The sequence below is a fragment of the Ensifer sp. ENS02 genome, assembly GCF_014851885.1.
Taxonomy (GTDB): domain Bacteria; phylum Pseudomonadota; class Alphaproteobacteria; order Rhizobiales; family Rhizobiaceae; genus Ensifer; species Ensifer adhaerens.
Genome location: NZ_JACVAO010000001.1, coordinates 586,447 through 611,796 on the forward strand (window position 1 = coordinate 586,447; position 25,350 = coordinate 611,796).

The 25,350-nt window shown below is 63.5% G+C and carries 25 protein-coding genes and 1 riboswitch; of the genes, 19 read left to right on the forward strand and 6 right to left on the reverse strand.

What is annotated here, in order from left to right:
- Positions 1–44: 44 nt before the first annotated feature.
- On the reverse strand, positions 45–1,043 hold the full coding sequence (locus IB262_RS03020) for an ABC transporter substrate-binding protein (protein ID WP_034788254.1): 999 nt from the start codon (positions 1,041–1,043) through the stop codon (positions 45–47).
- A 783-nt stretch (positions 1,044–1,826) separates the two neighbouring features.
- Positions 1,827–1,970, reverse strand: coding sequence for a hypothetical protein (locus IB262_RS03025; RefSeq protein WP_089044242.1), 144 nt, complete (start codon positions 1,968–1,970; stop codon positions 1,827–1,829).
- 250 nt (positions 1,971–2,220) lie between these two features.
- Between IB262_RS03025 and IB262_RS03030 the strand changes: the two genes are divergently transcribed.
- Positions 2,221–3,678, forward strand: a complete 1,458-nt coding sequence (locus tag IB262_RS03030; RefSeq protein ID WP_112976569.1) for a cobyric acid synthase — start codon at positions 2,221–2,223, stop codon at positions 3,676–3,678.
- Between the two features lie 14 nt (positions 3,679–3,692).
- Here IB262_RS03030 and IB262_RS03035 read toward each other — a convergent pair whose 3' ends face one another.
- On the reverse strand, positions 3,693–4,298 hold the full coding sequence (locus tag IB262_RS03035) for a cation diffusion facilitator family transporter (RefSeq protein WP_112976531.1): 606 nt from the start codon (positions 4,296–4,298) through the stop codon (positions 3,693–3,695).
- Positions 4,299–4,500: 202 nt separating this feature from the next.
- A riboswitch (cobalamin riboswitch) is annotated at positions 4,501–4,959 on the forward strand.
- 134 nt (positions 4,960–5,093) lie between these two features.
- Between IB262_RS03035 and cobU the strand changes: the two genes are divergently transcribed.
- The 5 genes from cobU to IB262_RS03060 all read left to right on the forward strand — a co-directional run bounded on the left by cobU (position 5,094) and on the right by IB262_RS03060 (position 11,836).
- Positions 5,094–5,618, forward strand: a complete 525-nt coding sequence (gene cobU / locus IB262_RS03040) for a bifunctional adenosylcobinamide kinase/adenosylcobinamide-phosphate guanylyltransferase (RefSeq protein ID WP_034788264.1) — start codon at positions 5,094–5,096, stop codon at positions 5,616–5,618.
- A 3-nt stretch (positions 5,619–5,621) separates the two neighbouring features.
- On the forward strand, positions 5,622–6,686 hold the full coding sequence (gene cobW, locus IB262_RS03045) for a cobalamin biosynthesis protein CobW (RefSeq protein ID WP_060520610.1): 1,065 nt from the start codon (positions 5,622–5,624) through the stop codon (positions 6,684–6,686).
- 103 nt (positions 6,687–6,789) lie between these two features.
- The gene (gene cobN / locus IB262_RS03050) at positions 6,790–10,620 is read left to right on the forward strand and encodes a cobaltochelatase subunit CobN (RefSeq protein WP_112976532.1); all 3,831 of its coding nucleotides are present in this window, start codon (positions 6,790–6,792) and stop codon (positions 10,618–10,620) included.
- A 146-nt stretch (positions 10,621–10,766) separates the two neighbouring features.
- Positions 10,767–11,411 (forward strand): cob(I)yrinic acid a,c-diamide adenosyltransferase, encoded by a 645-nt coding sequence (cobO, locus tag IB262_RS03055; protein ID WP_043617391.1) that lies wholly within the window; start codon positions 10,767–10,769, stop codon positions 11,409–11,411.
- Positions 11,411–11,836 carry an EamA family transporter gene (locus IB262_RS03060; RefSeq protein ID WP_060520612.1) on the forward strand — a complete coding sequence of 142 codons (426 nt, stop codon included), beginning with the start codon at positions 11,411–11,413 and terminating at the stop codon, positions 11,834–11,836. The genes cobO and IB262_RS03060 overlap by 1 nt, the downstream gene beginning before the upstream one ends.
- 198 nt (positions 11,837–12,034) lie before the next feature.
- On the opposite strand, the gene IB262_RS03065 is transcribed toward IB262_RS03060, so the two are convergent.
- Positions 12,035–12,628: an isoprenylcysteine carboxylmethyltransferase family protein gene (locus IB262_RS03065; RefSeq protein ID WP_060520613.1), complete on the reverse strand. Its 594-nt coding sequence runs from the start codon at positions 12,626–12,628 to the stop codon at positions 12,035–12,037.
- A 312-nt stretch (positions 12,629–12,940) separates the two neighbouring features.
- Here IB262_RS03065 and IB262_RS03070 point away from each other — a divergent pair, with 312 nt between their 5' ends.
- Together IB262_RS03070 and IB262_RS03075 are read left to right on the forward strand one after the other, a co-directional pair.
- The gene (locus IB262_RS03070; protein WP_162727427.1) at positions 12,941–13,273 is read left to right on the forward strand and encodes a hypothetical protein; all 333 of its coding nucleotides are present in this window, start codon (positions 12,941–12,943) and stop codon (positions 13,271–13,273) included.
- A 116-nt stretch (positions 13,274–13,389) separates the two neighbouring features.
- Positions 13,390–13,917: an HD domain-containing protein gene (locus IB262_RS03075; RefSeq protein ID WP_112976534.1), complete on the forward strand. Its 528-nt coding sequence runs from the start codon at positions 13,390–13,392 to the stop codon at positions 13,915–13,917.
- A gap of 180 nt (positions 13,918–14,097) precedes the next feature.
- Here the strand turns inward: IB262_RS03075 and IB262_RS03080 are convergent, their stop codons facing one another.
- Entirely contained in the window at positions 14,098–14,883 is a 786-nt protein-coding gene (locus tag IB262_RS03080; protein ID WP_060584895.1) for a TSUP family transporter, read from the reverse strand.
- Here IB262_RS03080 and IB262_RS03085 point away from each other — a divergent pair.
- From IB262_RS03085 to IB262_RS03115, 7 genes are all read left to right on the forward strand, one after another.
- Entirely contained in the window at positions 14,863–15,219 is a 357-nt protein-coding gene (locus IB262_RS03085) for a hypothetical protein (RefSeq protein ID WP_192357179.1), read from the forward strand. The two genes, IB262_RS03080 and IB262_RS03085, sit on opposite strands and share 21 nt — an antisense overlap.
- 122 nt (positions 15,220–15,341) lie before the next feature.
- The gene (locus IB262_RS03090; protein WP_112976536.1) at positions 15,342–15,806 is read left to right on the forward strand and encodes a cobalamin biosynthesis protein; all 465 of its coding nucleotides are present in this window, start codon (positions 15,342–15,344) and stop codon (positions 15,804–15,806) included.
- Between the two features lie 130 nt (positions 15,807–15,936).
- Positions 15,937–16,776, forward strand: a complete 840-nt coding sequence (cobA, locus tag IB262_RS03095) for a uroporphyrinogen-III C-methyltransferase (RefSeq protein ID WP_176960267.1) — start codon at positions 15,937–15,939, stop codon at positions 16,774–16,776.
- Positions 16,773–18,077: a cobyrinate a,c-diamide synthase gene (locus IB262_RS03100; protein ID WP_112976537.1), complete on the forward strand. Its 1,305-nt coding sequence runs from the start codon at positions 16,773–16,775 to the stop codon at positions 18,075–18,077. Before cobA ends, IB262_RS03100 begins: the two co-directional genes overlap by 4 nt.
- On the forward strand, positions 18,074–19,075 hold the full coding sequence (gene cobD, locus IB262_RS03105; protein WP_112976538.1) for a threonine-phosphate decarboxylase CobD: 1,002 nt from the start codon (positions 18,074–18,076) through the stop codon (positions 19,073–19,075). Before IB262_RS03100 ends, cobD begins: the two co-directional genes overlap by 4 nt.
- 1 nt (position 19,076) lies before the next feature.
- A complete protein-coding gene (cbiB, locus tag IB262_RS03110; RefSeq protein ID WP_112976539.1) occupies positions 19,077–20,048 on the forward strand; it encodes an adenosylcobinamide-phosphate synthase CbiB in 972 nt (323 codons plus the stop codon).
- A gap of 129 nt (positions 20,049–20,177) precedes the next feature.
- A complete protein-coding gene (locus IB262_RS03115) occupies positions 20,178–20,606 on the forward strand; it encodes a L,D-transpeptidase (protein ID WP_034788308.1) in 429 nt (142 codons plus the stop codon).
- Positions 20,607–20,837: 231 nt separating this feature from the next.
- Here the strand turns inward: IB262_RS03115 and IB262_RS03120 are convergent, their stop codons facing one another.
- Complete coding sequence (locus tag IB262_RS03120; protein ID WP_051659129.1) at positions 20,838–21,575, reverse strand: Crp/Fnr family transcriptional regulator; 738 nt, start codon at positions 21,573–21,575, stop codon at positions 20,838–20,840.
- Between the two features lie 216 nt (positions 21,576–21,791).
- Between IB262_RS03120 and hemN the strand changes: the two genes are divergently transcribed.
- The 4 genes from hemN (at position 21,792) to IB262_RS03140 (ending at position 25,349) form a co-directional block, all read left to right on the forward strand.
- The gene (hemN, locus tag IB262_RS03125) at positions 21,792–23,141 is read left to right on the forward strand and encodes an oxygen-independent coproporphyrinogen III oxidase (protein ID WP_192493386.1); all 1,350 of its coding nucleotides are present in this window, start codon (positions 21,792–21,794) and stop codon (positions 23,139–23,141) included.
- Between the two features lie 118 nt (positions 23,142–23,259).
- Entirely contained in the window at positions 23,260–23,544 is a 285-nt protein-coding gene (locus tag IB262_RS03130; RefSeq protein ID WP_089044188.1) for an acyl carrier protein, read from the forward strand.
- 115 nt (positions 23,545–23,659) lie between these two features.
- Complete coding sequence (locus tag IB262_RS03135) at positions 23,660–24,145, forward strand: 3-hydroxyacyl-ACP dehydratase FabZ family protein (protein WP_034788315.1); 486 nt, start codon at positions 23,660–23,662, stop codon at positions 24,143–24,145.
- Between the two features lies 1 nt (position 24,146).
- Positions 24,147–25,349 (forward strand): beta-ketoacyl-ACP synthase, encoded by a 1,203-nt coding sequence (locus tag IB262_RS03140; protein WP_060520622.1) that lies wholly within the window; start codon positions 24,147–24,149, stop codon positions 25,347–25,349.
- Position 25,350: the final 1 nt, after the last annotated feature.

Sequence of the window (25,350 nt, forward strand, 5' to 3'; positions counted from 1 at the left end):
CGGGCAGGCGGCCGATTCCACGGTCCGCCTGCCGTCATTTTCGGTCAGAGCGCTGCCTTGACCTTTTCGGCCACTTCCGGGCTCACCCACTGTGTCCACATATCCGGGAACTCGGCGAGGAAGTGCTTGGCGCCGTCCTCGTTGGTGCCCTGGTTCTGGTCCATCCAGGCGAGAACCTTGTTGACGGTGCCATTGTCCCACTTGCGCGCCTTGACGTAGTCCATGGCGACGCTCGCCTTGTCGGCGAAGGACTTGGTCACGACGGTGTAAACGTCGGAAACCGGGTAGGAATTGACTTTCGGGCTCGGGCAATCCGGCACGGCGGTGCAGGCGTCCCAATCGGCCTTGTCGTGATCGACGCCGAAGGAGAGGCGGGTCATCTCGTATTTGCCGAGGATGGCGGTCGGTGCCCAGTAGTAGCCGAGCCAGCCGGTCTTCTTTTCGAACGCGTTGGCGATCGAGCCGTCGAGGCCGGCAGCCGAGCCGGTATCAACCAGCAGGAAGCCGTCCTTCTCCGCGTTCAGCGCGCGATAGAGATTGGCGGTCGAGACCTGGCAGTTCCAGCCGGACGGGCAATTGTGAACGGCGGCCTTCGACGAGTCTTCCGGTGCCGGGAAGAGTTCCGGGTGCTTCAGCGCGTCCTGCACCGTCTTGATGTCCGGGTGCGCGTCGGCGAGGAATTTCGGGATCCACCATCCTTCGACGCCGCCTTCGCTCAGGATCTTGGCGGCTTCGATGAGACGGCCTTCCTTGATCGCAGCGTCGAGCGGCGTGCGCACGGCGTTGACCCAGAGTTCCGGCGCCATGTCGGGCTGCGCCTTTTCATTCATGGAAGCGAAGGTCGGCATGGTGTCGCCGGTGACCAGCGTCACCGTGCAGCCGTAGCCGTTCTCCAGAATGAACTTGTCCACCTGGGCGGCGACGCCGGCAGAAGCCCAGTTCATTTCGGCAATGCTGACTTCACCGCATTCCGCGGCCTGCGCGGAACCCGCCATGGCATAGAGGCCAGCGGCGAGAATGGTGGAAGCGAGGAGTTTCTTCATGTTGCAAGACCTCCCAGTCTTATTTTGCAGCCAAGATCCAAACGGGAATCCACGGCGGACGCGACATCCTCCGTCACCCGAAACAACGATGCAGCCGGGGGTTCGGCATCAAACAAGCCAAGGTTCACCCTTGCTGCGGACGGTGCGGGAGTTCGTATTCAGCCCTGGCCGCGGAACCCTGTCGCCAGCCAATCTCCTCTTATACCGCAAACCAAGCCTAAGGTTTCTCGCTGAGAAATCAACCTCTTCAATCGGTTGACCGGGAAGGACGGGGTCTCGTGCGTTCTGTCTGCGACATCGCCGAAGCGCGTATTTTGTGCGTGAGAGACCCCGAATTTAAGCAATAGCGACAATTCTTGCCGCAAAAAATGGCGCTGGGCGCCACGGACCTCAGAACCCTGTCGAGATCCTGACGTTTCCTGTCGTGATTGCGTCACGCCAAATGGCGCGCATGTCGCGAAAAATTTACAAAAAAGTCCGGAATTCATCTTTGGTTAAATCCTCACTAACCATCCGGTAACGATGTCCAGCTAATTGTTCTTCTCGCGGCGGGGGACTGCCGCCGGTCCGGATCAGGTTTGTGCGTCCCGGACTTTGAGCGAACCTTCGGTGTGTTTTTCCGAAGTGACCAGGCGTTTTTTGGCGGCCGCATCCCTCCTGAAGAGGTTGATGCGGCCTTCGCATTTCAGGGCCAATGCCGGACATAAAAAAACCGCCCCGGAGGGGCGGTGGAGGAGGCTCTGGGAGGAGAGCTCGAAGGGGCTTCCGCCCCGATCGCTGGCCTTAGCCGACGTTCGACGTGCGGATGACGCCGAGCGGGCCGAAGGGCGCGTCGACGACGAGGTTGCGCACGCGCGACTGGCTGGACGGAACCTTCGAGTTCCAGGCGATCTGAACGAAATTGGGCTTGCTGAAAATATACAGCATGGACATGAACCTTGAGAGGCCGGAGGCCTATCCTCCGGGGCGTGTTGCTATGCCGCTGATATAGGTGTGCGCTGCAAAAAAATGAATGCCAAACTCGCCACGCCATGTCGCATTCTGGCTATCGGCCGCGACATTTTCGACAAGCCTTGCGAAAGCGCGAAACAATGCGTGAAAGGGCTTTGTCAATTGCGGCGAAATCGTGTCGAAACAGACCTTTGCCGCTGCCCGTTTCAGTGTTACCGATGGCCGCATGACACGCAGGATCATGTTGCAGGGAACCGGCTCGGATGTCGGAAAATCGGTATTGGTGGCGGGGCTCTGCCGGCTTGCCGCCAATCAGGGCCTGAAGGTCCGGCCGTTCAAGCCGCAGAACATGTCGAACAACGCCGCCGTTTCCGACGACGGCGGCGAGATCGGCCGCGCGCAATGGCTGCAGGCGCTGGCCGCGCGCGTGCCGTCGTCGGTGCACATGAACCCGGTGCTCCTGAAGCCGCAGTCGGACGTGGGCAGCCAGATCGTCGTTCAGGGCAAGGTCGCCGGGCAGGCCAGGGGGCGGGAATATCAGGCGCTCAAGCCCAAGCTGCTGGGCGCCGTCATGGAGAGTTTCGAACAAATATCGGCCGGTGCCGATCTCGTGGTGGTCGAAGGCGCCGGCTCGCCGGCCGAAATCAACCTCAGGCCCGGCGACATCGCCAATATGGGCTTTGCGACACGGGCCGACGTGCCGGTCGTGCTGGTCGGCGACATCGACCGCGGCGGGGTGATCGCCTCGCTGGTCGGCACGCATGCGATCCTGCCCGAGGAAGACCGGCGCATGGTGACCGGTTATCTCATCAACAAGTTCCGCGGCGACGTCACGCTGTTCGACGACGGCATTGCCGCCATCGGCGGCTACACCGGCTGGCCCTGCTTCGGCGTCGTGCCGTGGCTGAAGGCGGCGGCACGCCTGCCGGCGGAAGATTCCGTCGTGCTGGAGAAGCTGACGCGCGGCGAGGGGCGGGCGCTGAAGGTTGCCGTCCCGGTACTGTCGCGCATCGCCAATTTCGACGACCTTGATCCGCTCGCCGCCGAACCGGAGATTGATCTCGTCTTCGTGCGGCCTGGCAGTCCCATTCCGGCCGACGCTGCCCTCGTCATCATTCCCGGGTCGAAGTCGACCATCGGCGACCTCATCGATTTCCGTGCGCAAGGGTGGGACCGTGACCTCGAACGTCATGTGCGCCGGGGCGGCCGGGTCATCGGCATCTGCGGCGGCTACCAGATGCTCGGCCGGCGCGTCACCGATCCGCTCGGCATCGAGGGCGGCGAACGTGCGGTCGAGGGCCTCGGGCTGCTCGACGTCGAGACCGAGATGGCGCCGGAAAAGACGGTGCGCAACAGCCGCGCCTGGTCGCTGGAGCATGATGTGGCGCTCGAAGGCTACGAAATCCATCTTGGCAAGACGCAAGGTGCGGACTGTGGCCGGCCGTCGGTGCGCATCGACAATCGCGCCGACGGCGCGCTTTCGGCCGATGGCCGCGTGATGGGCACCTACCTGCATGGGCTCTTCACCAGCGACGCCTATCGCGGCGCGCTGCTCAAGAGTTTCGGCATCGAAGGCGGCGCCAACAACTACCGCCAATCGGTCGATGCGGCGCTCGACGATGTCGCGAACGAACTGGAGGCTGTGCTCGATCGTCGCTGGCTGGACGAGTTGCTCAGGCACTAGGGACGCGGCAACGGTCAGCCAGCAGGTCCCCGGGGGAACTGCGCTGCGACATCGTCCTCCTCGCTTGCGGCTTCCCAGACTTCCCGCGCGGCATCCAGGTTCATCAGGGCAATCCCCAGGCCGACGATCAGGTCCGGCCAGGCCGACTGCCACAGATAGGCTGTCGCCAGACCCGCGGCGATGATGGCCACATTGGCGAAGGCATCGTTGCGGGCCGAGAGAAATGCTGCCCGCGTGAGGCTGCCGCTCGTGTGACGGTAGGCGACGAGCAGATAGGCGCAGAAGAGGTTGACCACCAGCGCCCCAAGTCCGGTCAGGGACAGGGCAAAGGGCTCTGGCGGGACCGGATCCATGAACTTCGCCCAGGCCGTCCAAAGGAAGGCCAGCGCCGGTACCAGTAGAATGAACGCCATCGCCATGCCGACCCGCGCGCGGGTTCGCGCCGTCCAGGCCAGAGCAAAGAAAATCAGCATGTTGACGGAGGCGTCTTCGAGGAAGTCGACGCTGTCGGCCATGAGGGACACCGAGCCGATCGAAAGCGCGACAAGGAGTTCGACCCCGAAATAGCCAAGGTTCAACAGGGAGACGATGAGGACGACGCGGCGCAGGTCGGTATCCACTCGAAAGGTTCCTTTTCTGGCGAAATTCGCCCTCGGCACTTTGACACAGGTGTTAGCAGCAGTTTGCTATCCATAGCACTAGGTTTCGACATCGGTTCCGTTCACACTGCCGTCGTGCCTGACGCCCGACAAATCGTCGCGTGGCGCAACTCGGCCGGGGAGGCGTCGCATGCGTCGATTGACTTTGGGCTGCCCGCTTCCTAATCATCAGGTGTTGGATGGTTCCCCCTTGTCGTGGCGATCTGGGGGAATAATTGGGAATGTGACGGGTGGACCCAAATCGGGCATCCTTATCGCAGCCGACCCCGCGACTGTAGAACGGTCAGGGTTCGCCATCGGGTTTGGTGCCGGGCTGTCGGCCGGTTGCATGGGCAATCGGGGCAGGTCGGGGATCAAGCCGGAAAAGCCACTGGCGTGGCATCGTGATCAGCCGGGTTTGGACGCCTCTTCTTCTACGAATCGTCCGCCTTTCACGATGTCCCTCACAGCGCCCATGCGTCGGAGACGACGCGCAAAGGTTCGCTGTGGCACCGGAAAGACGCCGGGAAGGTGAGGCGGGCCGCTCGGGCCCTGACATCGGAACCTTGCCCTTTAAGGGCGAGGCGATGTTCGGCCCGTGACGCCGTGAGCCAGGAGACCTGCCATCCGGTATGGGCATTCCGCCCGAGGGGACTTTTGTCTCCAACGCCATCACGGAGGTTGTTTTGGCTCGCAGATGTTTTCAAGAACGCGCCCGTGGCGCGTCCGATGGCTTTTGCCACCGACGGCTGATTTGGGAATGTTGAGGCAGCCACGATGAGCAGTCTCAGCGCCGGGCCCGTGCTGGTCCTTGGCGGCGCCCGTTCCGGCAAGTCCAGCTTTTCCGAGAGGCTCGTCGAAGCGTCCGGCTTCACCATGCATTACGTCGCCACGGGCCGCGCCTGGGACGACGAAATGCGCGAGCGCATCGACCATCACCGGACGCGCCGCGGCGAGGGCTGGACGACGCATGAGGAGCCGCTCGATCTCGTCGGCATCCTCAGACGCATCGATGATCCCAGCCATGTGGTCCTGATCGACTGCCTGACGCTATGGGTAACCAATCTCATGCTGGAAGAGCGCGACATGACGGCGGAGTTCGCCGCCCTTGTTGCGTATCTGCCTGAGGCGCGGGCGCGCCTCGTCTTTGTTTCCAATGAGGTCGGCCTCGGCATCGTGCCCGAGAACCGCATGGCCCGCGAGTTTCGCGACCATGCCGGCCGGCTTCACCAGATCGTTGCGGAGAAATCCGCTGAAGTTTACTTTGTCGCGGCCGGTTTGCCGCTGAAAATGAAGGGTTGATCCATGACCACTGCGAGAGCCAACCAGGGCAAGATCCCGGCGACCGTCATCACCGGCTTCCTCGGCGCCGGCAAGACGACGATGATCCGCAACCTGCTGCAGAACGCCGACGGCAAGCGCATCGCGCTGATCATCAACGAGTTCGGCGATCTCGGCGTCGACGGCGATGTCTTGAAGGGCTGCGGTGCCGAGGCCTGCACCGAGGACGACATCATCGAGCTCACCAATGGCTGCATCTGCTGCACCGTGGCTGACGATTTCATCCCGACCATGACGAAGCTGCTCGAGCGTGAAAACCGCCCTGACCACATCATCATCGAAACCTCGGGCCTTGCCCTGCCGCAGCCGCTGATCGCCGCTTTCAACTGGCCGGATATCCGCAGCGAAGTGACCGTCGATGGCGTCGTCACCGTGGTCGACAGCGCCGCCGTTGCCGCTGGCCGCTTTGCCGACGACCACGACAAGGTCGATGCGCTGCGCGTCGAGGACGACAATCTCGATCACGAAAGCCCGATCGAGGAGCTGTTCGAGGACCAACTGACGGCTGCCGATCTCATCGTTCTCAACAAGACCGATCTGATCGATGCCTCCGGCCTCAAGGCCGTACGCGACGAGGTGTCTTCGCGCACCAGCCGCAAGCCGACGATGATCGAGGCGAAGAACGGCGAAGTCGCCGCTGCCATCCTGCTTGGCCTCGGTGTCGGCACGGAAAGCGATATCGCCAACCGCAAGTCGCATCACGAGATGGAGCACGAGGCAGGTGAGGAGCACGATCACGACGAGTTCGACAGCTTCGTCGTCGAGCTCGGTTCGATCGCCGATCCCTCGGCGTTCATCGATCGCCTGAAGGGCGTGATCGCGGAGCACGACGTTCTGCGCCTCAAGGGCTTTGCCGACGTGCCCGGCAAGCCGATGCGCCTCCTGATCCAGGCGGTCGGCGCCCGCATCGACCAGTATTACGACCGCGCCTGGGGCGCCGGCGAAAAGCGCGGTACGCGCCTCGTCGTCATCGGCCTGCACGACATGGACGAGGCGGCGGTGCGCGCTGCGATCACCGCGCTCGTGTAGATCGTTCTTTGAATGAAATGATCTAACACATTGAAATGATGCAGTTCCGGATGGAAAACGCTTTTGGCGTTTTCGTTCGGAATTGCCCCAACGGACAAGACGAATGCATCTGCTTCTCGCCCAGAAAGGAACGATCGCCGACGGCAACGAGGCGATCGACCTTGGGCAAACGCCGGCCGATATCCTTTTCCTATCGGCCGCCGACACCGAGCTCTCCTCGATCGCCGCGGCTCACGGCCGACGCGACGGAGGCTTGAGCCTGCGTATCGCCAGCCTGATGAGCCTGATGCACCCGATGTCGGTCGACACTTACGTCGAGCGCACGGCGCGTCACGCCAAGCTGATCGTCGTCCGGCCGCTCGGTGGCGCCAGCTATTTCCGTTATCTGCTGGAAGCCCTGCATGCGGCTGCCGTCACCCATCGTTTCGAGATCGCGGTTCTGCCGGGTGACGACAAGCCGGATCCGGGGCTGGAGCCTTTCTCCACCGTCGCAGCCGACGACCGCCAGCGCCTTTGGGCTTACTTCACCGAAGGCGGCTCGGACAATGCCGGGCTGTTTCTCGACTATGCGGCCGCACTGGTCACGGGTGCCGAGAAGCCGCAGCCGGCAAAGCCCCTGTTGAAGGCCGGCATCTGGTGGCCGGGTGCTGGCGTGATCGGCGTCAGCGAATGGCAGTCTCGTGTTCAGGGACGGATGGTAGCGGGGGAGGGATTCGAACCCCCGACGGTTGGGATCTGCTTTTACCGCGCGCTCGTGCAGAGTGGCGAGACACGGCCGGTGGAGGCGCTGATCGATGCGCTGGAGGCTGAAGGTGTGCGGGCACTGCCGGTGTTCGTCTCAAGCCTCAAGGATGCCGTTTCCGTCGGCACGCTGCAGGCGATTTTTTCGGAGGCCGCACCCGACGTGGTGATGAACGCCACTGGCTTTGCGGTCTCGTCGCCCGGTGCCGACCGTCAGCCGACGGTGCTGGAATCGACCGGTGCGCCGGTGCTGCAGGTGATCTTCTCCGGCTCGTCGCGGGCGCAATGGGAAACGTCGCCGCAGGGGCTGATGGCGCGCGACCTCGCCATGAACGTGGCACTACCCGAAGTCGATGGCCGCATCCTTGCGCGCGCCGTCTCCTTCAAGGCGGCGTCGATCTATGACGCCAAGGTGGAGGCCAATATCGTCGGCCATGAGCCGCTCGAAGACCGGGTGCGCTTTGCCGCTGATCTTGCCGTCAACTGGGCGAAGCTGCGCCGGGCAGAGCCCGCCGAGCGCCGCATTGCCATCGTCATGGCCAACTATCCGAACCGCGACGGTCGCCTCGGCAACGGTGTCGGGCTCGACACGCCGGCCGGTACCGTCGAGGTGCTTAGCGCCATGGCGCGGGAAGGCTATGCGGTCGGTGAGGTTCCCGCCGATGGCGACGCGCTGATCCGCTATCTGATGGCCGGGCCGACCAATGCGGCGAGCCATGACCGCGAAATCCGCGAGCGTATTTCGCTGAACGATTACAAAACGTTCTTCGATTCGCTTCCGAAACAGATAAAGGATGAAGTTACCGGTCGCTGGGGCGTGCCGGAGGCCGATCCCTTCTTCCTCGATGGCGCCTTCGCGCTGCCGCTGGCCCGCTTCGGCGAGGTGATCGTCGGCATCCAACCGGCGCGCGGCTACAACATCGATCCGAAGGAAAGCTACCATTCGCCGGACCTCGTGCCGCCGCATGGCTATCTCGCCTTCTACGCCTTCCTGCGCCAGCAGTTCGGAGCGCAGGCGATCGTCCACATGGGCAAGCATGGCAACCTCGAATGGCTGCCGGGCAAGGCGCTGGCGCTGTCGGAAACCTGCTATCCCGAAGCGATCTTCGGGCCGCTGCCGCACATCTATCCCTTCATCGTCAACGATCCGGGCGAAGGTACACAGGCCAAGCGCCGCACCAGCGCCGTCATCATCGACCACCTGACCCCGCCCTTGACGCGCGCCGAATCCTACGGACCGCTCAAGGATCTGGAGGCGCTCGTCGACGAGTATTACGATGCCGCCGGCGGTGATCCGCGACGCCTCAGGCTGCTCAGCCGCCAGATCCTCGATCTCGTGCGCGACATCGGCCTCGACAGCGACGCAGGCATCGACAGGGGCGACAGCGACGACAAGGCGCTGGAAAAGCTCGACGCCTATCTCTGCGACCTCAAGGAAATGCAGATCCGCGACGGCCTGCACATCTTCGGCGTCGCGCCGGAAGGGCGGTTGTTGACGGACCTCACCGTAGCGCTGGCGCGCGTGCCCCGCGGTCTCGGCGAGGGCGGCGACCAGAGCCTGCAGCGGGCGATCGCAGCGGATGCGGGGCTGCGTGGGTTTGCTATTCCCACCTCGGCGGGGGGCAACCCCGCACGCGACGCCCAACCCTTCGACCCGCTCGACTGCGTCATGTCCGACACCTGGTCAGGCCCGAAACCGTCCATCCTCGCTGACCTCTTGGACACCCCCTGGCGCACCGCCGGCGATACGGTTGAGCGCATCGAGTTGCTTGCCGCAAATCTCGTGTCGGGTGAACTGGCTTGCCCGGACCACTGGGCCAACACCCGCGCCGTGCTCGGCGAAATCGAAACGCGCCTGAAGCCGTCGATTTCAAACTCGGGTGCCGCCGAGATGACCGGCTTCCTCACCGGTCTCAGCGGCCGCTTCGTCGCCCCCGGTCCATCGGGTGCGCCGACGCGCGGCCGGCCGGATGTGTTGCCGACGGGGCGCAATTTCTACTCCGTGGATAGCCGCGCGGTGCCGACGCCGGCTGCCTATGAGCTCGGCAAGAAATCGGCCGAGCTTCTGATCCGCCGCTACCTGCAGGACCACGGCGAATGGCCGTCCTCCTTTGGCCTGACCGCCTGGGGTACGGCGAACATGCGCACCGGCGGCGACGACATCGCCCAGGCCCTGGCGCTGATCGGCGCCAAGCCCACCTGGGACATGGTCTCTCGCCGGGTGATGGGCTACGAGATCGTGCCGCTCGCAGTCCTCGGCCGCCCACGCGTCGACGTGACCTTGCGCATTTCCGGCTTCTTCCGCGATGCCTTCCCGGACCAGATCGCGCTCTTCGACAAGGCGATCCGCGCCGTCGGCGCGCTGGAGGAAGACGATGCCGACAACATGATCGCCGCACGCATGCGGGCGGAAAGCCGACGGTTGGAAGCGGAAGGTGTCGAGGCTGCTGAGGCCGCGCGTCGAGCCTCCTACCGCGTCTTCGGCGCAAAGCCCGGTGCCTATGGCGCCGGCCTGCAGGCGCTGATCGACGAGAAGGGTTGGGAAACCAAAGCTGATCTCGCCGAGGCCTATCTTACCTGGGGCGCCTATGCCTATGGCGCCGGCGAGGAGGGCAAGGCCGAGCGCGATCTTTTCGAGGAACGCCTGCGCACGATAGAGGCGGTGGTGCAGAACCAGGACAACCGCGAGCACGATCTGCTCGACAGCGACGACTACTACCAGTTCGAAGGTGGCATGAGCGCTGCCGCCGAACAGCTCGGCGGTCACCGTCCGGCGATCTACCACAACGACCATTCCCGTCCGGAAAAGCCTGTGATCCGGTCGCTCGAAGAAGAGATCGGCCGCGTGGTCCGGGCCCGCGTCGTCAATCCCAAGTGGATCGATGGCGTCATGCGCCACGGATACAAGGGCGCCTTCGAGATCGCTGCCACGGTCGACTACATGTTCGCCTTTGCCGCGACCACGGGTGCGGTGCGCGACCATCATTTCGAGGCCGCCTATCAGGCGTTCATTGTCGACGAGCGCGTGGCTGACTTCATGCGCGACAAGAACCAGGCCGCCTTTGCCGAGCTTGCCGAACGCCTGCTTGAAGCAATCGACCGCAATCTCTGGACGCCGCGCTCGAATTCGGCGCGGTTTGAACTTGCCGGCATCGGCACGGCAGCAACCCGGCTTCGTGCCGGCAATGAATAGAGCGGTTCCGGGCTGGCGGTAATCCGTCCGGAATTGCTTGCAAACAAGGACCTGGTTCCGTTTCGCTGCTCAGTGAAGTGCGAAAAGGAACCGAAGCGGGACGAGGGCGTCTGCCCATCCCGAACTTGAGAACTGAGGGAGTGATCATGAGCGACGAGACGACAGTAGGCGGCGAAGCCCCGGCCGAGAAGGACGATGCCCGCCACGCCATGAAGATGGCGAAGAAGAAGGCAGCGCGCGAAAAGATCATGGCGACGAAGACCGACGAGAAGGGTCTGATCATCGTCAACACCGGCAAGGGCAAGGGCAAGTCGACCGCCGGCTTCGGCATGATCTTCCGCCATATCGCCCACGGCATGCCCTGCGCCGTCGTGCAGTTCATCAAGGGTGCGATGGCAACCGGCGAGCGCGAGTTGATCGAGAAGCATTTCGGCGATGTCTGCCAGTTCTATACGCTCGGCGAGGGCTTCACCTGGGAAACGCAGGATCGCGCCCGCGATGTTGCGATGGCTGAAAAGGCCTGGGAGAAGGCGAAGGAACTGATCCGTGACGAGCGCAACTCGATGGTGCTGCTCGACGAGATCAACATTGCTCTGCGCTACGACTACATCGACGTCGCCGAAGTGGTTCGCTTCCTGAAGGAAGAAAAGCCGCACATGACGCATGTGGTGCTCACCGGCCGCAACGCGAAAGAAGACCTGATCGAAATCGCCGATCTCGTCACTGAGATGGAGCTGATCAAGCATCCGTTCCGTTCCGGCATCAAGGCGCAGCAGGGCGTGGAGTTTTGATGAGCCAGAGCTGGCAGTTCTGGGCGCTGCTTTCGGCCGCCTTCGCTGCGCTCACGGCGGTGTTTGCCAAGGTCGGGGTTGCGCAGATCAACTCCGACTTCGCAACGCTGATCCGCACCGTCGTCATCCTCTGCGTGATCGCCGCCATCGTGGCGGCGACAGGGCAGTGGCAAAAGCCATCGGAAATCTCCGGACGCACCTGGCTGTTTCTCGCGCTGTCCGGTCTTGCCACCGGCGCCTCCTGGCTTGCGTATTTCCGCGCGCTCAAGCTCGGCGACGCCGCCCGCGTGGCGCCGATCGACAAGCTCTCGATCGTCATGGTCGCAATCTTCGGCGTGCTCTTCCTCGGTGAAAAGCTCAACCTGATGAACTGGCTCGGCGTCGCCTTCATTGCCGCCGGGGCGCTGTTGCTGGCGGTGTTTTGAGCGCGCCTGCTCTGGTGCCTGTTCACTGAATGCTCGCCTCAATCAATCCGTAATCCCGACACATGCAGTGGTTGTGACGAGCGGGAGGACGGGATGGAGGTTGACGGCAATTGGAGCGAGCGCCTTCCTGATCCGTCGGGCCAAGTCGCGCAGTTCGGCAGACGCTGGAAGCGTCGCAGCCTGAGGGTGAACCCTGCTTCAGACCCACCGGCGGACACGCCTGCAATAGGCACCGTAGGCGTCGCCGAAGACCTTGGCGAGGTGAGTTTCCTCCATGCGGATCTGGTAGGAAATCGAGATCCAGGCGGAGAGCGCCAGCGCCACCGAGATGACGTTGGGCACCGCCAGCACCGTGCCGATCAGCGCGGTCACCATGCCGACATAGATCGGGTTGCGCGAGAAGGCATAGAGGCCTGAGGTCACAAGCGGCGCGTCCTGCTTTTCAGGGATGCCGATCTTCCAGGAATGACGCATCGCCCATTGCGACAGCATCGTCAGCCCGCCGCCGAGCGTCATCAGCGCCAGGCCGACGGCGTGAAGGATGGGGGTGTCGAGCGCCGGGATCCGGCCGAGGGCAGCATCGACGGAGGCCGGGAGCATGGCGACCGCCAGCAGGTGGATCACCAGCGCTGCGACGATCAGGCGGAAAAGCCTGCCCGCAAACCCTTCCGCATCGTCGCCATAGGTCAGCACGACCGGCGAGCGGCCGGATTGCACACGGCGGAGGATCGCCAGCGCGAGCGTGGACAATCCCACGACGAGCATCAGGATGGCGGGAAGGGTGGTGGACATGGAAACCTCTGGAGCGAGCTGACAAGACAGGAGCGCACGACGGGTAGGCGGCCCATTTGAGCGTCTACCCGGCGAAGCATTCTGATCACCTTGCAATCTCTAGTAACTAGAGGTTCAAGCGCCGGAGCTGTCCGACTTTCGTCGTGGTTACCGGATCTTATTGCCAAGCGTTGGAGGCTGTCATCGTCGCCCCCGCCGTGTCGGAAGGTCGGCAAAATTCGAGTCTTGACGGCTGCTCCTTCCGCCGAGCGATTGCATAGGCAGGAGGCCGCACCCATGTTAGACCGTCGACAGGCTAAATACGGGTGAACCTTGAAGAATACTCTCAGAGCTGCGGTTGGTGTCGCATCGGTCTTGCTGTTCTTGTCATCAGGTGTGGCGGGGCAGGCGCAAACCGTGAAGAGCGGGGCGTCACGAGCTCAAGAAACGACGACCAGCCAGAAGGCGAAACCGAAAACTAAAACGACGCGCAAGCAAAGGGCTGCGGATGAAGCCAAGGCCAAGGCGCTCGCCGAAGCGCGCCGTCCACGGATTTGCAAGACGCGGGAGAACGAATGCAGCTATGGCGCAGGTCCGGTCGGAGAGCAGTGCTCGTGCTGGTCGAAATCCGGTGCGCCTGATCTTGGCATAACTGTCAGGCGTTGACCGCCCGCGACCTTCGCGCGGGCAGGCAAGCGTGCGTCGCTCGAAGCGACGCCTGACGGCGATAGAAATCACGGGTCGCCTGGTTCGTTCTGAAAGCTTGGGATTGGGTTTAGGTGATGGAAGCCGGCGTTGAACGCAAAATAATGACCGATCTCGAGAACAGCGCGCTCCAGTTTGCAACCCGAGCACACGGCGAACAGAAGCGTAAGTATGACGGTCGGCCCTATATCGTTCATCCGATTGCGGTGGCGGAGATTGTTCGAAGCGTGCCCCATACGCCCGAAATGATCGCCGCAGCGCTGCTTCACGATACGGTCGAAGATACCGACGTGACGCTGCTGGAGCTCAAGGAAGCGTTCGGCCCCAAGGTCGCAACACTGGTTGCGTGGCTTACCGACATATCCACTCCGTTCCACGGCAACCGAGAGGTGCGCAAGGAACTGGATCGCCAGCACCTCGCATCGGCGCCCGCCGCGGCGAAAACCGTCAAGCTCGCCGACCTGATCGACAATGCGATAGCGATCAAAGCCGGCGATCCGAATTTCTGGAAAGTGTTCGGCGCCGAGATGAAACGCTTGCTGGAGGTCTTGGGCGACGGCGACGAGACCCTTCTCGCAAAGGCCCGTGCATTGGCGCCGGAATGAGAGTGCTGCCGTCTATCGGCAAGCATGTCTGCGCCATGTCGACCCGGTCAACCGCTCATCCACGATCGCAGAACGGACATGCATGTGCGGTTTTGCCCGCCGGTGTGGCCCAGCCACGCCTCACAGGCTGCGCGGTTGCGGCCGTTAGGACAGCGCAGAATTTGCCGAGCGCGCCGCGCCTCAATGCCCCAGCCAGATCCTCAAGGGATGCGTCGGATCTGCGAGCAGCCGGATCGCGAGCGCGATCGAGACGATGACGAGCAGCGGCTTGATGATCTTGGCGCCCTTGGCCATGGCATAGCGCGAGCCGACCTGGGCGCCGAGGAACTGGCCGAGGCCCATCAACAGGCCGACCTTCCAGAGGATGGCGCCGAAGAAGAGGAAGACGCCGAAGGCGCCGACGTTGGAGCCAAAGTTGAGGAACTTCGTGTGCGCCGTCGCCTTCAACACGCCGAAGCCGGCGAGGGTAACGAAGCCGAGCATGAAGAACGAGCCGGTGCCGGGGCCGAAGACGCCGTCATAAAAGCCGATTAGCGGCACCAGCGTCAGCGTGAAGACGAAGGGGGTGACGCGGCTGTGCTGGTCGACGTCGCCCATGTTCGGCTTCAGGCCGAAATAAAGCGCAATGGCGATCAGCAGAAAGGGCAGGATCGCCTTCAGCACGTCGCCGGGAACGATGGTTGCGAGCAGGGCGCCGAGCACGGCGCCGGCGGCCGACATCAGCGCCATCGGCAGCTGCTCTTTCAGGTTCACGTGGCCGCGCCGGGCATAGGACAGCGTGGCCGAGCCGGAGCCGAACAATCCCTGCAGCTTGTTGGTGCCGAGCGTCTGCAAGGGCGGGATCCCCGCAATGAGCATGGCCGGAATGGTGATCATGCCACCGCCGCCGGCGATCGAATCGATGAAGCCTGCGATGAAGGCGGCGACGAACAGGAAGGCGAGCAGGTGGAAGGCGAGATCTTGCACGGCGGGGACTCGAGAGGAGAGCTGTCAGGCGGGATTTTCCGCCTTGTGTCAGAGCCCGGCGCGATTTGCAAAGCCTTCTGTCGCGGTGTTGCTGTCCATGCAGGTGTCGAAATTGAAAAACCGACAAAGATTCAAAGCCTTGTTCCGGCTCGCTGTCTTTCTGGATGGAGGCGCTCTCGCCCGCATGGTGCCGAAGAAGGGCTGTCCTTGCGATACGGCAGGCGGATGACGATCTTCCTCAAACGCGACATGGCGATGGCGCAATCCGGTTTGACCGGCCTTCCGCGCTCCGGTAAAAATGAAGGATATGCGACGGCGTCCGCTTTGGCGGACTGAAAGAGCGTCCGGTGCGGCCGACCCAGTCAGGGGGCCATCAGCCGGTGCTGTCCAGATCGGCCGGGACGGATCGTCCCAGCCGGCGCTTCGTTAAGGAGAACAACGAAGGGAGCCGGCCGCCGATGCCATCGGGCAAACACTCTGCACAGACGACGAAAGCAGGAGCCGGGCTGGTGCTCGGGCTCGGCTGCGAGCGTCGCACGCCGGCCGAAGAGGTGATCGCCCTTGCCGAGCGTGCGCTTGCCGATGCCGGTGCTGCGCCCGGCGATCTGCGGCTGGTCGCCTCGCTCGATGCTCGCGCCGAGGAGCCGGCGATCCTGGCGGCCGCTCAGCATTTCTCGGTTCCGGCCGCGTTCTACGATGCCGCCACGCTCGAAGCCGAAGCTTCCCGGCTCGCCAACCCCTCCGAGATCGTCTTTGCCTACACGGGTTGTCATGGCGTTGCTGAGGGCGCAGCGCTGGTCGGCGCCGGTCGCGAAGCCGTGCTGATTGTGCAGAAGATCGTCTCCGCCCATGCGACGGCCGCACTTGCCGGGCCGGCGACCTTGCGCGCCGAAAAGCGCATCCAGGCGGCGGAGGCTGTCTGATGCGTTGTTATGTTGTTGAATTGAATCAATATTTTGCCCGGGGTTTCTCTCAAGTGGAATCCGGTTCTTTAGAGAGCGCGTCAGGCGTGCCTTTGGGTGGCGCCGAAATACAGGTGGGACAGCACGCATGATCGACGACCTCTTTGCCGGATTGCCGGCGCTCGAAAAAGGTTCGGTCTGGCTGGTCGGCGCCGGCCCCGGCGATCCCGGCCTGTTGACGCTGCATGCGGCCAATGCGCTGCGCCAGGCGGATGTGATCGTGCATGATGCGCTGGTCAACGAGGATTGCCTGAAGCTCGCGCGGCCGGGTGCCGTGCTGGAGTTTGCGGGCAAGCGTGGCGGCAAGCCGTCGCCGAAGCAGCGCGACATCTCGCTTCGCCTCGTCGAACTCGCGCGCGCCGGCAACCGGGTGCTGCGCCTCAAAGGCGGCGATCCCTTCGTCTTCGGTCGCGGTGGCGAGGAGGCGCTGACGCTGGTCGAGCACCAGGTGCCGTTCCGAATCGTGCCCGGCATCACCGCCGGTATCGGCGGGCTTGCCTATGCCGGCATTCCCGTGACCCATCGCGAGGTCAACCACGCGGTCACTTTCCTGACTGGCCATGATTCCTCCGGCCTGGTGCCGGATCGCATCAACTGGCAGGGCATCGCCAGCGGCTCGCCTGTCATCGTCATGTACATGGCGATGAAACATATCGGCGCGATCACCGCCAACCTCATTGCCGGCGGCCGCTCGCCGGACGAACCGGTCGCCTTCGTCTGCAACGCCGCGACGCCGCAGCAGGCGGTGCTGGAAACGACGCTTGCGCGTGCAGAGGCCGATGTTGCGGCGGCAGGGCTGGAGCCGCCGGCGATCGTCGTCGTCGGCGAGGTGGTGAGGCTGCGCGCAGCGCTCGACTGGATCGGCGCGCTGGACGGGCGCAAGCTTGCCGCCGACCCGTTCGCCAATCGCATTCTCAGGAACCCGGCATGAGCGGATTGCTGATTGCCGCACCCGCGTCCGGCTCCGGCAAGACGACGGTGACGCTCGGGCTGATGCGCGCCCTGAAGAGGCGCGGCGTGGCGATCGCGCCCGGCAAGGCGGGGCCGGACTATATCGATCCCGCTTTCCACGCGGCAGCGACCGGCGAGCCCTGCTTCAACTACGACCCCTGGGCGATGCGCCCGGAACTGCTGCTTGCCAATGCGTCGCATGCCGCCTCCGGCGGGCGCACATTGATCGTCGAGGCGATGATGGGACTGCATGACGGTGCTGCCGACGGCTCGGGAACGCCAGCGGACCTCGCCGCGACGCTGAACCTTGCGGTCATTCTGGTGGTCGATTGCGCCCGCATGTCCCAGTCGGTTGCCGCCCTCGTGCGCGGCTATGCGGATCATCGCGACGATATCCGGGTGGTCGGCGTCATCCTCAACAAGGTCGGCAGCGACCGGCATGAAATGATGTTGCGCGATGCGCTCGGCAAGGTGCGCATGCCTGTCTTCGGCGTGCTCCGGCAGGACAGCGCATTGCAACTGCCGGAGCGCCATCTCGGGCTCGTGCAGGCGGGCGAACACTCAGCGCTTGAGGGCTTCATCGAGGCGGCGGCCGCGCGGGTCGAGGCTGCCTGCGATCTCGATGCCATCCGCCTGATGGCGACGGTTTTCCCGCAGGTGCCCGCGGCGGCCGATGCCGAGCGTTTGCGGCCGCTCGGTCAGCGCATCGCGGTCGCGCGCGATATCGCCTTTGCCTTCTGCTACGAGCACCTGCTTTACGGCTGGCGGCAAGGCGGCGCGGAGATTTCCTTCTTCTCGCCGCTCGCCGACGAGGGGCCGGATGCGGCAGCCGATGCCGTCTATCTTCCGGGGGGCTATCCGGAGCTGCATGCGGGGCAGCTGAGCGCCGCCGCCCGATTCCGTTCCGGCATGCATTTCGCGGCGGAACGCGGCGCCCGCATCTTCGGCGAATGCGGCGGCTATATGGTGCTCGGTGAAGGGCTTGTCGCTGCCGATGGCACACGCTACGACATGCTCGGCCTGCTGCCGCTCGTAACCAGTTTTGCCGAGCGCAGGCGGCACCTCGGCTATCGCCGCGTCGTGCCTGTCGACAACGCCTTCTTCGATGGACCCATGACGGCGCACGAATTCCACTATGCGACTATCGTCGCCGAAGGGGCGGCCGATCGGCTGTTTGCGGTCAGCGACGCCGCCGGCGAGGATCTCGGCCAGGCGGGCCTCCGGAGCGGCCCTGTCGCCGGTTCCTTCATGCATCTGATCGACGTCGCAGGTGCTGCATGAGCGCACCGATCGTTCATGGTGGCGGCATCACCGAGGCCGCAGCGCGCTATGGCGGCCGGCCCGAAGACTGGCTCGATCTGTCGACCGGCATCAATCCATGCCCTGTCGCCTTGCCCGCGGTCCCTGAGCGCGCCTGGCACCGGCTCCCGGATCGGCAGACGGTGGATGATGCGCGGAGCGCCGCTGCCGACTACTACCGCACCAACGGCGTGCTGCCTTTGCCGGTGCCGGGCACCCAGTCGGTGATCCAGCTCCTGCCACGTCTTGCTCCGGCCAACAGGCAAGTCGCGATCTTCGGGCCGACCTATGGCGAGTATGCCCGCGTGCTTGAAGCGGCCGGCTTTGCTGTCGATCGCGTCGCGGATGCCGACGCGCTCACGGCCGAACATGGGCTTGTCATCGTCGTCAACCCCAACAACCCGACCGGCCGCGCCTTGGCGCCGGCGGAGATTCTGGCGATCGCCGCAAGGCAGAAGGCGAGCGGCGGACTGCTGCTGGTCGATGAGGCCTTCGGCGATCTTGAGCCGCAACTGAGTGTCGCTGGTCACGCGTCAGGGCAAGGCAACCTCATCGTCTTCCGCTCCTTCGGCAAGTTCTTCGGCCTTGCGGGCCTGCGCCTCGGCTTCGTCGTTGCGACCGAGCCAGTGCTTGCGTCCTTTGCCGATTGGCTCGGTCCCTGGGCTGTCTCCGGCCCGGCGTTGACGATCTCGAAAGCGCTGATGCAGGGCGATACGAAGGCGATCGCGGCGGGCATCCTCGAGCGTCGCGGCGGCCTCGATGCGGCTCTCGATGGGGCAGGGCTCAACCGTATCGGCGGCACGGGGCTATTCGTGCTGGTCGAGCATCCCAGGGCGGCTCTGCTGCAGGAGCGGCTCTGCGAGGCCCATATTCTCACGCGCAAGTTCGACTATGCCCCGACCTGGCTCAGGGTCGGTCTTGCGCCTGACGCGGCCGGTGACCGACGGCTGGCGGACGCGCTTGCCCGCATGGAGCTCTGAGGTGTCGGAGACGATCCTGCTCATTCTCGCGCTGGCGCTGGTGATCGACCGCGTTGTCGGCGATCCGGACTGGCTCTGGGCGCGCGTGCCGCATCCGGTCGTGTTTTTCGGCAAGGCCATCGGCTTTTTCGACGCCCGGCTGAACCGGGAGGACCTCGAGGATAGCGCGCGCAAATTTCGTGGCGTCGTCGCGATCCTTTTGTTGCTTGGCATCAGCGCCTGGTTCGGCCATCTGCTGCATCGCCTGTTCGCCGTCCTCGGACCGCTCGGCTTTCTGCTCGAGGCGGTTGTGGTCGCGGTCTTCCTGGCACAGAAGAGCCTCGCCGATCACGTGCGTCGCGTGGCCGGGGGCTTGCGACAGGGCGGGCTGGAAGGCGGGCGTGCCGCCGTGTCGATGATCGTTGGTCGCGATCCAAAGACGCTCGACGAGCCGGCGGTCTGCCGCGCCGCGATCGAAAGCCTTGCCGAGAATTTCTCCGACGGCGTCGTGGCGCCGGCCTTCTGGTACGCGGTTGCCGGCCTGCCGGGGCTTCTTGCCTACAAGATGCTGAACACCGCCGATTCGATGATCGGCCACAAGTCGCCGAAATATCTGCACTTCGGCTGGGCCTCGGCCCGACTCGACGATCTCGCCAACCTGCCGGCAGCGAGGCTCTCGATCCTTTTGATCTCAGCCGGTGCGCTGATCCATCGTGGCGCCAGCGCCGCCAAGGATGCGCTGACCGTGGCCCTTCGCGACCATGGCCTGCACCGCTCGCCGAACTCCGGCTGGCCGGAAGCGGCCATGGCCGGCGCGCTCGATCTGCAGCTTGCCGGTCCGCGGATCTATGGCGGCGTCAAGGTCAGCGAACCGATGATCAACGGTCCGGGCCGAGCGGTTGCAACAAGCGAAGACATCGACGCCGGTATTGCTGTATTTTATGGCGCCTGTACGGTCATGGCCGGGTTTGTTCTTGCAATCGCAATGATTTGATCGCGGAAGTTGACCTTCGCATTAAGACTCTGCTTTCCATATGTATTAAGATCGTATCATATTCGATCAGTTATTCTCCTGGAACGTTTGGTTCCACCGGTACGTGTTCGTCTTCCCGGAGAGAGAAGCATGCGCAAAAGCTTTCTGACTGCGCTGATTGCCGCTCTGCTGCAGTTTGCCGTTCAACCCGCGAACGCCGCCAATCTCATTGCCGATATCAGCCTGTCGTCGCAGACGATGACCGTGCGGCAATACGGCGTCGTCATGTATCGCTGGAAGGTGTCGACGGCGCGCAAGGGCTATGTGACGCCACGCGGCAGCTGGAGCGCCAAATGGCTCTCTCGCAATCACCGTTCACGCAAATACGACGACGCGCCGATGCCATATGCCGTGTTCTTCAACGGCGGCTACGCCATCCACGCCACCTACGACATCAAACGCCTCGGCCGCCCGGCATCGCACGGCTGCGTGCGGCTCCATCCGAACAACGCGGCGGAGTTTTTTGCGCTGACGCGGGAACATGGGCTGAAGAACACGCGGATCGTAATTACGCGGTGACGCCTGCCTAGCCAGCCCCTCATCCCCCTGCCGGGACCTTCTCTCTGTTTTGAAGGGGAGAAGGGATCCGAGGCACTATTTCCGCTTCATCGTCGAGCGTTTCGTAAGAAGTGAACGGTAGAATGCGCGTCCCCATCTTCAACGTGATTGCTTGGCTTTCCTCGGGTTAAACCCGAGGAAAGCCAATTCTGTCGGGCACTTGATGAGGCACCTAAGAGCCGCTGGCGACCGTCAGTCGATGCCTGCCACATGCATCAGCCGGTCGAGGCTCGGCACGGTGACGTGGCGGCTGTTTTCGATGCGGATGACGTTCTCCTTGCGGAGCTTGGTGATCTGGCGGCTGACGGTCTCGATGGTGAGGCCGAGATAGTCGGCGATGTCGGCGCGCGACAGCGGCAGGTCGAACACGTTCGAGGTGCCGTTTTCCGGGTCGATGTGAGTCGCGATGATGTAGAGGAAGCTTGCGACCTTCTCCTGCGCGGTCTTGCGGCCAAGGGTGAGCATCCAGTCGCGCGCTTCGTCCAGTTCCTTCAGCGCCTGCTCGTGCAGCCGGTGTTCCAGCCCGGGAGCCTCGGAGACCAGCCGCTCGATGACGTTGCGCGGGAAGCAACAGATGTCGGTGTCGACAGCCGCTTCCGCCGTCAGCGCGCTTTCGCGGGTGAAGGGCCGGCCCATGAAATCAGGGGCGAACTGCAGGCCGACGATCTGCTGACGGCCATCGGCCAGCACCTTGCTGAGCTTGACGACGCCGGAGATGATATTTGCGTAGCTGTCGGTGGTTTCTCCCTGGCCGATGACCTCGCGGCCGGGCTCGATGCTGCGGCGGGTGGAGTGACGGCTGAGGTCGAGAAGCTGATCCGGAGAGAGCGTACCGCAAACGCCGCCATGGCGCGCCTCGCAGGCGGAGCAGACGGCTGGAACGTCCGAATTATGGATATCCTTGCGGCGATGTTCGTTCACGATCTGCAATTCTTTCTACCTGCATTCCATTGCTCCCTGGATGACCAAAGAGGATGCGGGTCGTTAAATCAAGAGTTGACAGGTGCTAATTCCGAAAGCGCGAAACAATGTCTCATGCTGGCTTGAGCATTGTCAATTTTAACGTGTTAATTCGCCGACTTGATCAAAATCAAAGGCCTCATTGCCGATCCGTCCTAAGCCGTTTTCATGACAGCGGAGAGACTGATGGACGACGCGCTAATCCTCAAGCATGCGAATCCCGTGCCACGCTACACCAGCTACCCGACCGCGCCGCATTTTTCCGAAGCGGTGGGGCCGGTTGACTATCAAAGCTGGCTCGGGGCGATCGGTCCGGATGAGGCGATCTCGCTCTATGCTCACGTGCCCTATTGCGACCGGCTCTGTTGGTTCTGTGCTTGCCATACCAAGCAGACGCTGCGGTATGATCCGGTGGCAACCTACCTCACGGGCCTGCATCGGGAGATTGCAGAGATCGGCGGGCGGGTGAGCCGCGAAGCCAAGGTAACGGCCCTGCATTTCGGCGGCGGCTCGCCGACGCTCGTCAGGCCCGACGACCTGATCGCGCTGAAACGCGCCTTTACCGATCACTTCACCTTCGCGGCTGATTGCGAGATCAGCGTCGAGATGGATCCGAACGATCTCGACGAAGCGCGCCATGATGCGCTGGCGGGGATCGGTATGACGCGGGCGAGCTTCGGCATCCAGGATTTCGACCCCGTCGTGCAGAAGGCGATCAACCGCATCCAGACCTTCGAGCAGACGCGTGACGCGATCGAGGCATCACGGGTAAGGGGCGTGCATTCGGTCAATTGCGACGTGCTCTATGGTTTGCCCTATCAGAGCCTCCTGTCGCTTGAGCGCACCATGGAGGCAGTGCTTTCGCTCGACCCCGATCGCGTCGCACTCTTCGGCTACGCCCATGTGCCGTGGATGAAGACGCATCAGAAGATGATCCCGGACGAAAGCCTGCCCGGCATCGTCGAGCGCTTCGCGCAGATGAGCCGCGCGGCCGAAATGCTGGCTGCCGCCGGCTACGAGGCCATCGGTATCGATCATTTTGCGAAGCCCGACGACAGCCTGGCGCGGGCCAGCCGGGAAGGGCGTCTCCGTCGCAATTTCCAGGGCTATACCGACGATGCCGCCGAAACGCTCGTCGGGCTTGGCGCCTCCGCGATCGGCCAGTTTCGTCAAGGTTATGTCCAGAACATGCCGGCGACCGGTGAGTATCTGCGCCATGTGGAAAACACGGGGCTCGCTGCGGTCCGCGGTTATCGCTTCACACCGGACGACACTTTGAGAGCAAAAGTGATTGCCGACGTCATGTGCCGTTTTGCCTTCTCCCTTGCTGAGGTTGAGGAAGCGTTTCCCGGGCTGGCAGGCGCTGTGATCGAGGAGGCACGGCTGTTTCGGGCGCGCGACGTGGATGGGCTGACGACGATCGAAAACGGGGTTTTCCGCCTGACTGAACGCGGCAGGCCCTTTGCCCGCTCGGTTGCAGCCACCTTCGACGCCTATCTCGGCAACGGTCGGGGCCGGCATTCGGTGGCCGTCTGACACCATGCTCTGTCGCAACACCGTTTTCCAATTCGAAAGCCTTTGCCATCAAGGCCATTGGCTTTTGCGGCGCATTTACCTATAGGATCGCCGAGACTCGACTTAAAATATTAGAGGTATGCGCGTGACAGCTACATTCGACAAGGTTGCCGACATCATCGCGGAAACGAGCGAGATCGATCGCGAGACGATTACGCCGGAAAGCCACACGATCGACGATCTCGGCATCGACAGCCTGGACTTCCTCGACATCGTGTTTGCGATCGACAAGGAATTCGGCATCAAGATTCCGCTCGAGCAGTGGACGCAGGAAGTCAACGAAGGCAAGGTTTCGACCGAAGAATACTTCGTTCTGAAGAACCTCTGCGCAAAGATCGACGAACTGCGGGCTGCCAAGGGCTGATCGGGCTTTCGCCCGAGCCTTGCCACTCGATTTCCAATGCCGCCCGTCGCGCCCCGCGCTTGACAGGCGGCATTGGCGTTTTTACTTGAGCCCGAAACCAACAGGGTGAGCCTCAATGCTCCTTGAATACTTCCAGATGATCGACCGTGTCGAAACGGTCGATCTTTCGGCTGGCCGGCTGACGGCGCGGTCCGTCGTGCCGGAGAAGAGCCCGGTGTTCGAAGGCCATTTCCCAGGCTACCCGCTGGTGCCCGGCGTGCTTCTGATCGAGACCATGGCGCAGGCCTCCGGTTTCCTGGTGCTCGCCGCCACCAATTTCGCCGCCATGCCCTTCCTGATGTCGGTCGACGGCGCCAAGATGCGGACCTTCGTCGAGCCCTCGGCCGAACTCGAGATCGAGGCTTTCCTCGAGCATGAAGGTTCGGGCTTTGCCGTCACCAAGGCGAAGATCACCTCTGGCGGCAAGAAGGTCTGCGATGCCCAGCTGAAACTGAGAACGATGCCGTTCGATCAGGTTCCGCTCGGCGATATCGTGCGCAAGCGGGCTGGAGAAGTGGGTCTGATGGCGGCGCTTTCGGCGGCAGCCGGTTCGGAGAAGTAAGATGAGCAAATCTGCAAACGACGTTGTCATTACCGGCGTCGGTATCGTCACCAGCCAGGGCGTCGGCGTCGAGCCGCATCTGGCGCTGCTTACCGCCGGCACGTCGCCGGCCGTGCGCGTCGAGACCGAAAAGTTCAGCCCCTATCCGGTGCACCCGCTGCCGGAGATCGACTGGTCGCAGCAGATCGCCAAGCGTGGCGACCAGCGGCAGATGGAAAACTGGCAGCGTCTCGGCGTTTTTTCCGCGGGCCTGGCGCTCGATGACGCCGGTCTCAAGGATAATCTCGAAGCCTGCGGCAGCATGGACATGATCGTCGCTGCCGGCGGCGGCGAGCGTGACATCAACGTCGATTCGCTGATCGTCGACGAGGCGCTGAAGCGCAACGACCGCGAACAGCTCCTCAATGAAAAGCTGACGACCGAACTGCGCCCGACGCTGTTCCTGGCCCAGCTTTCGAACCTACTCGCCGGCAACATCTCGATCGTGCACAAGGTCACCGGTTCGTCGCGCACCTTCATGGGCGAGGAAGCGGCCGGCATCTCGGCGATCGAAACCGCCTTTGCCCGGATCAAGGCCGGCCAGTCGACCCATACGCTCGTCGGCGGCGCGTTTTCGGCCGAACGCCTGGACATCATGCTGATGATCGAGGCGATCCAGGGTCAGGCGACCGGTGACTGGCACCCGATCTGGTCGCGCAGCCGCGACAACGGCGGCGGCATGATCCCCGGGTCGGTCGGAGCCTTCCTGGTGCTGGAATCACGCGAGTACGCCGAAGCCCGTGGTGCCCGCATCTATGCGACGATCGACGCGATCGGCAGCGACCGCGGCAGCCGCGCTGACGGCAAGCTCGAAGCACGCCTTGCGGACCTTGCGAAACCGGCCGAAAAGCTCGACCCGGCAGGCACCGTGGTCTTTTCCGGCACGTCAGGCTTTCATGATCTCGTCGCCAGCGAAAAGGCGTTCCTGCAGGCCAAGCTGGCCGGCGCGCCGGTGCGTGCCTATGGCGGCGTCGTCGGGCACAGCATCGAGGCCCAGTTTCCGGCGGGCCTCGCGCTTGCTGCACTCACGCTCGGCCACGGCGCCAAGGTGCCGGCCTTCGACGGCAGCTTCGAAAAGCCGATGACGGCGGCTGCCCGGTCGGCGGTCGTGACCACCGTCGGTCATTCACGCGGCGAAGGCGTCGCGGTCCTTTCGGCCGAATAAG

Coding starts and splice junctions, on each gene's coding strand:
- IB262_RS03020 (WP_034788254.1), bottom strand. CDS start 1,043: ATGAAGAAACTCCTCGCTTCCACCATTCTCGCCGCTGGCCTCTATGCC.
- IB262_RS03025 (WP_089044242.1), bottom strand. CDS start 1,970: ATGCTGTATATTTTCAGCAAGCCCAATTTCGTTCAGATCGCCTGGAAC.
- IB262_RS03030 (WP_112976569.1), top strand. CDS start 2,221: ATGACACGCAGGATCATGTTGCAGGGAACCGGCTCGGATGTCGGAAAA.
- cobU (WP_034788264.1), top strand. CDS start 5,094: ATGAGCAGTCTCAGCGCCGGGCCCGTGCTGGTCCTTGGCGGCGCCCGT.
- cobW (WP_060520610.1), top strand. CDS start 5,622: ATGACCACTGCGAGAGCCAACCAGGGCAAGATCCCGGCGACCGTCATC.
- cobN (WP_112976532.1), top strand. CDS start 6,790: ATGCATCTGCTTCTCGCCCAGAAAGGAACGATCGCCGACGGCAACGAG.
- cobO (WP_043617391.1), top strand. CDS start 10,767: ATGAGCGACGAGACGACAGTAGGCGGCGAAGCCCCGGCCGAGAAGGAC.
- IB262_RS03060 (WP_060520612.1), top strand. CDS start 11,411: ATGAGCCAGAGCTGGCAGTTCTGGGCGCTGCTTTCGGCCGCCTTCGCT.
- IB262_RS03065 (WP_060520613.1), bottom strand. CDS start 12,628: ATGTCCACCACCCTTCCCGCCATCCTGATGCTCGTCGTGGGATTGTCC.
- IB262_RS03075 (WP_112976534.1), top strand. CDS start 13,390: ATGGAAGCCGGCGTTGAACGCAAAATAATGACCGATCTCGAGAACAGC.
- IB262_RS03090 (WP_112976536.1), top strand. CDS start 15,342: ATGCCATCGGGCAAACACTCTGCACAGACGACGAAAGCAGGAGCCGGG.
- IB262_RS03100 (WP_112976537.1), top strand. CDS start 16,773: ATGAGCGGATTGCTGATTGCCGCACCCGCGTCCGGCTCCGGCAAGACG.
- cobD (WP_112976538.1), top strand. CDS start 18,074: ATGAGCGCACCGATCGTTCATGGTGGCGGCATCACCGAGGCCGCAGCG.
- IB262_RS03115 (WP_034788308.1), top strand. CDS start 20,178: ATGCGCAAAAGCTTTCTGACTGCGCTGATTGCCGCTCTGCTGCAGTTT.
- hemN (WP_192493386.1), top strand. CDS start 21,792: ATGGACGACGCGCTAATCCTCAAGCATGCGAATCCCGTGCCACGCTAC.
- IB262_RS03130 (WP_089044188.1), top strand. CDS start 23,260: ATGCGCGTGACAGCTACATTCGACAAGGTTGCCGACATCATCGCGGAA.
- IB262_RS03135 (WP_034788315.1), top strand. CDS start 23,660: ATGCTCCTTGAATACTTCCAGATGATCGACCGTGTCGAAACGGTCGAT.
- IB262_RS03140 (WP_060520622.1), top strand. CDS start 24,147: ATGAGCAAATCTGCAAACGACGTTGTCATTACCGGCGTCGGTATCGTC.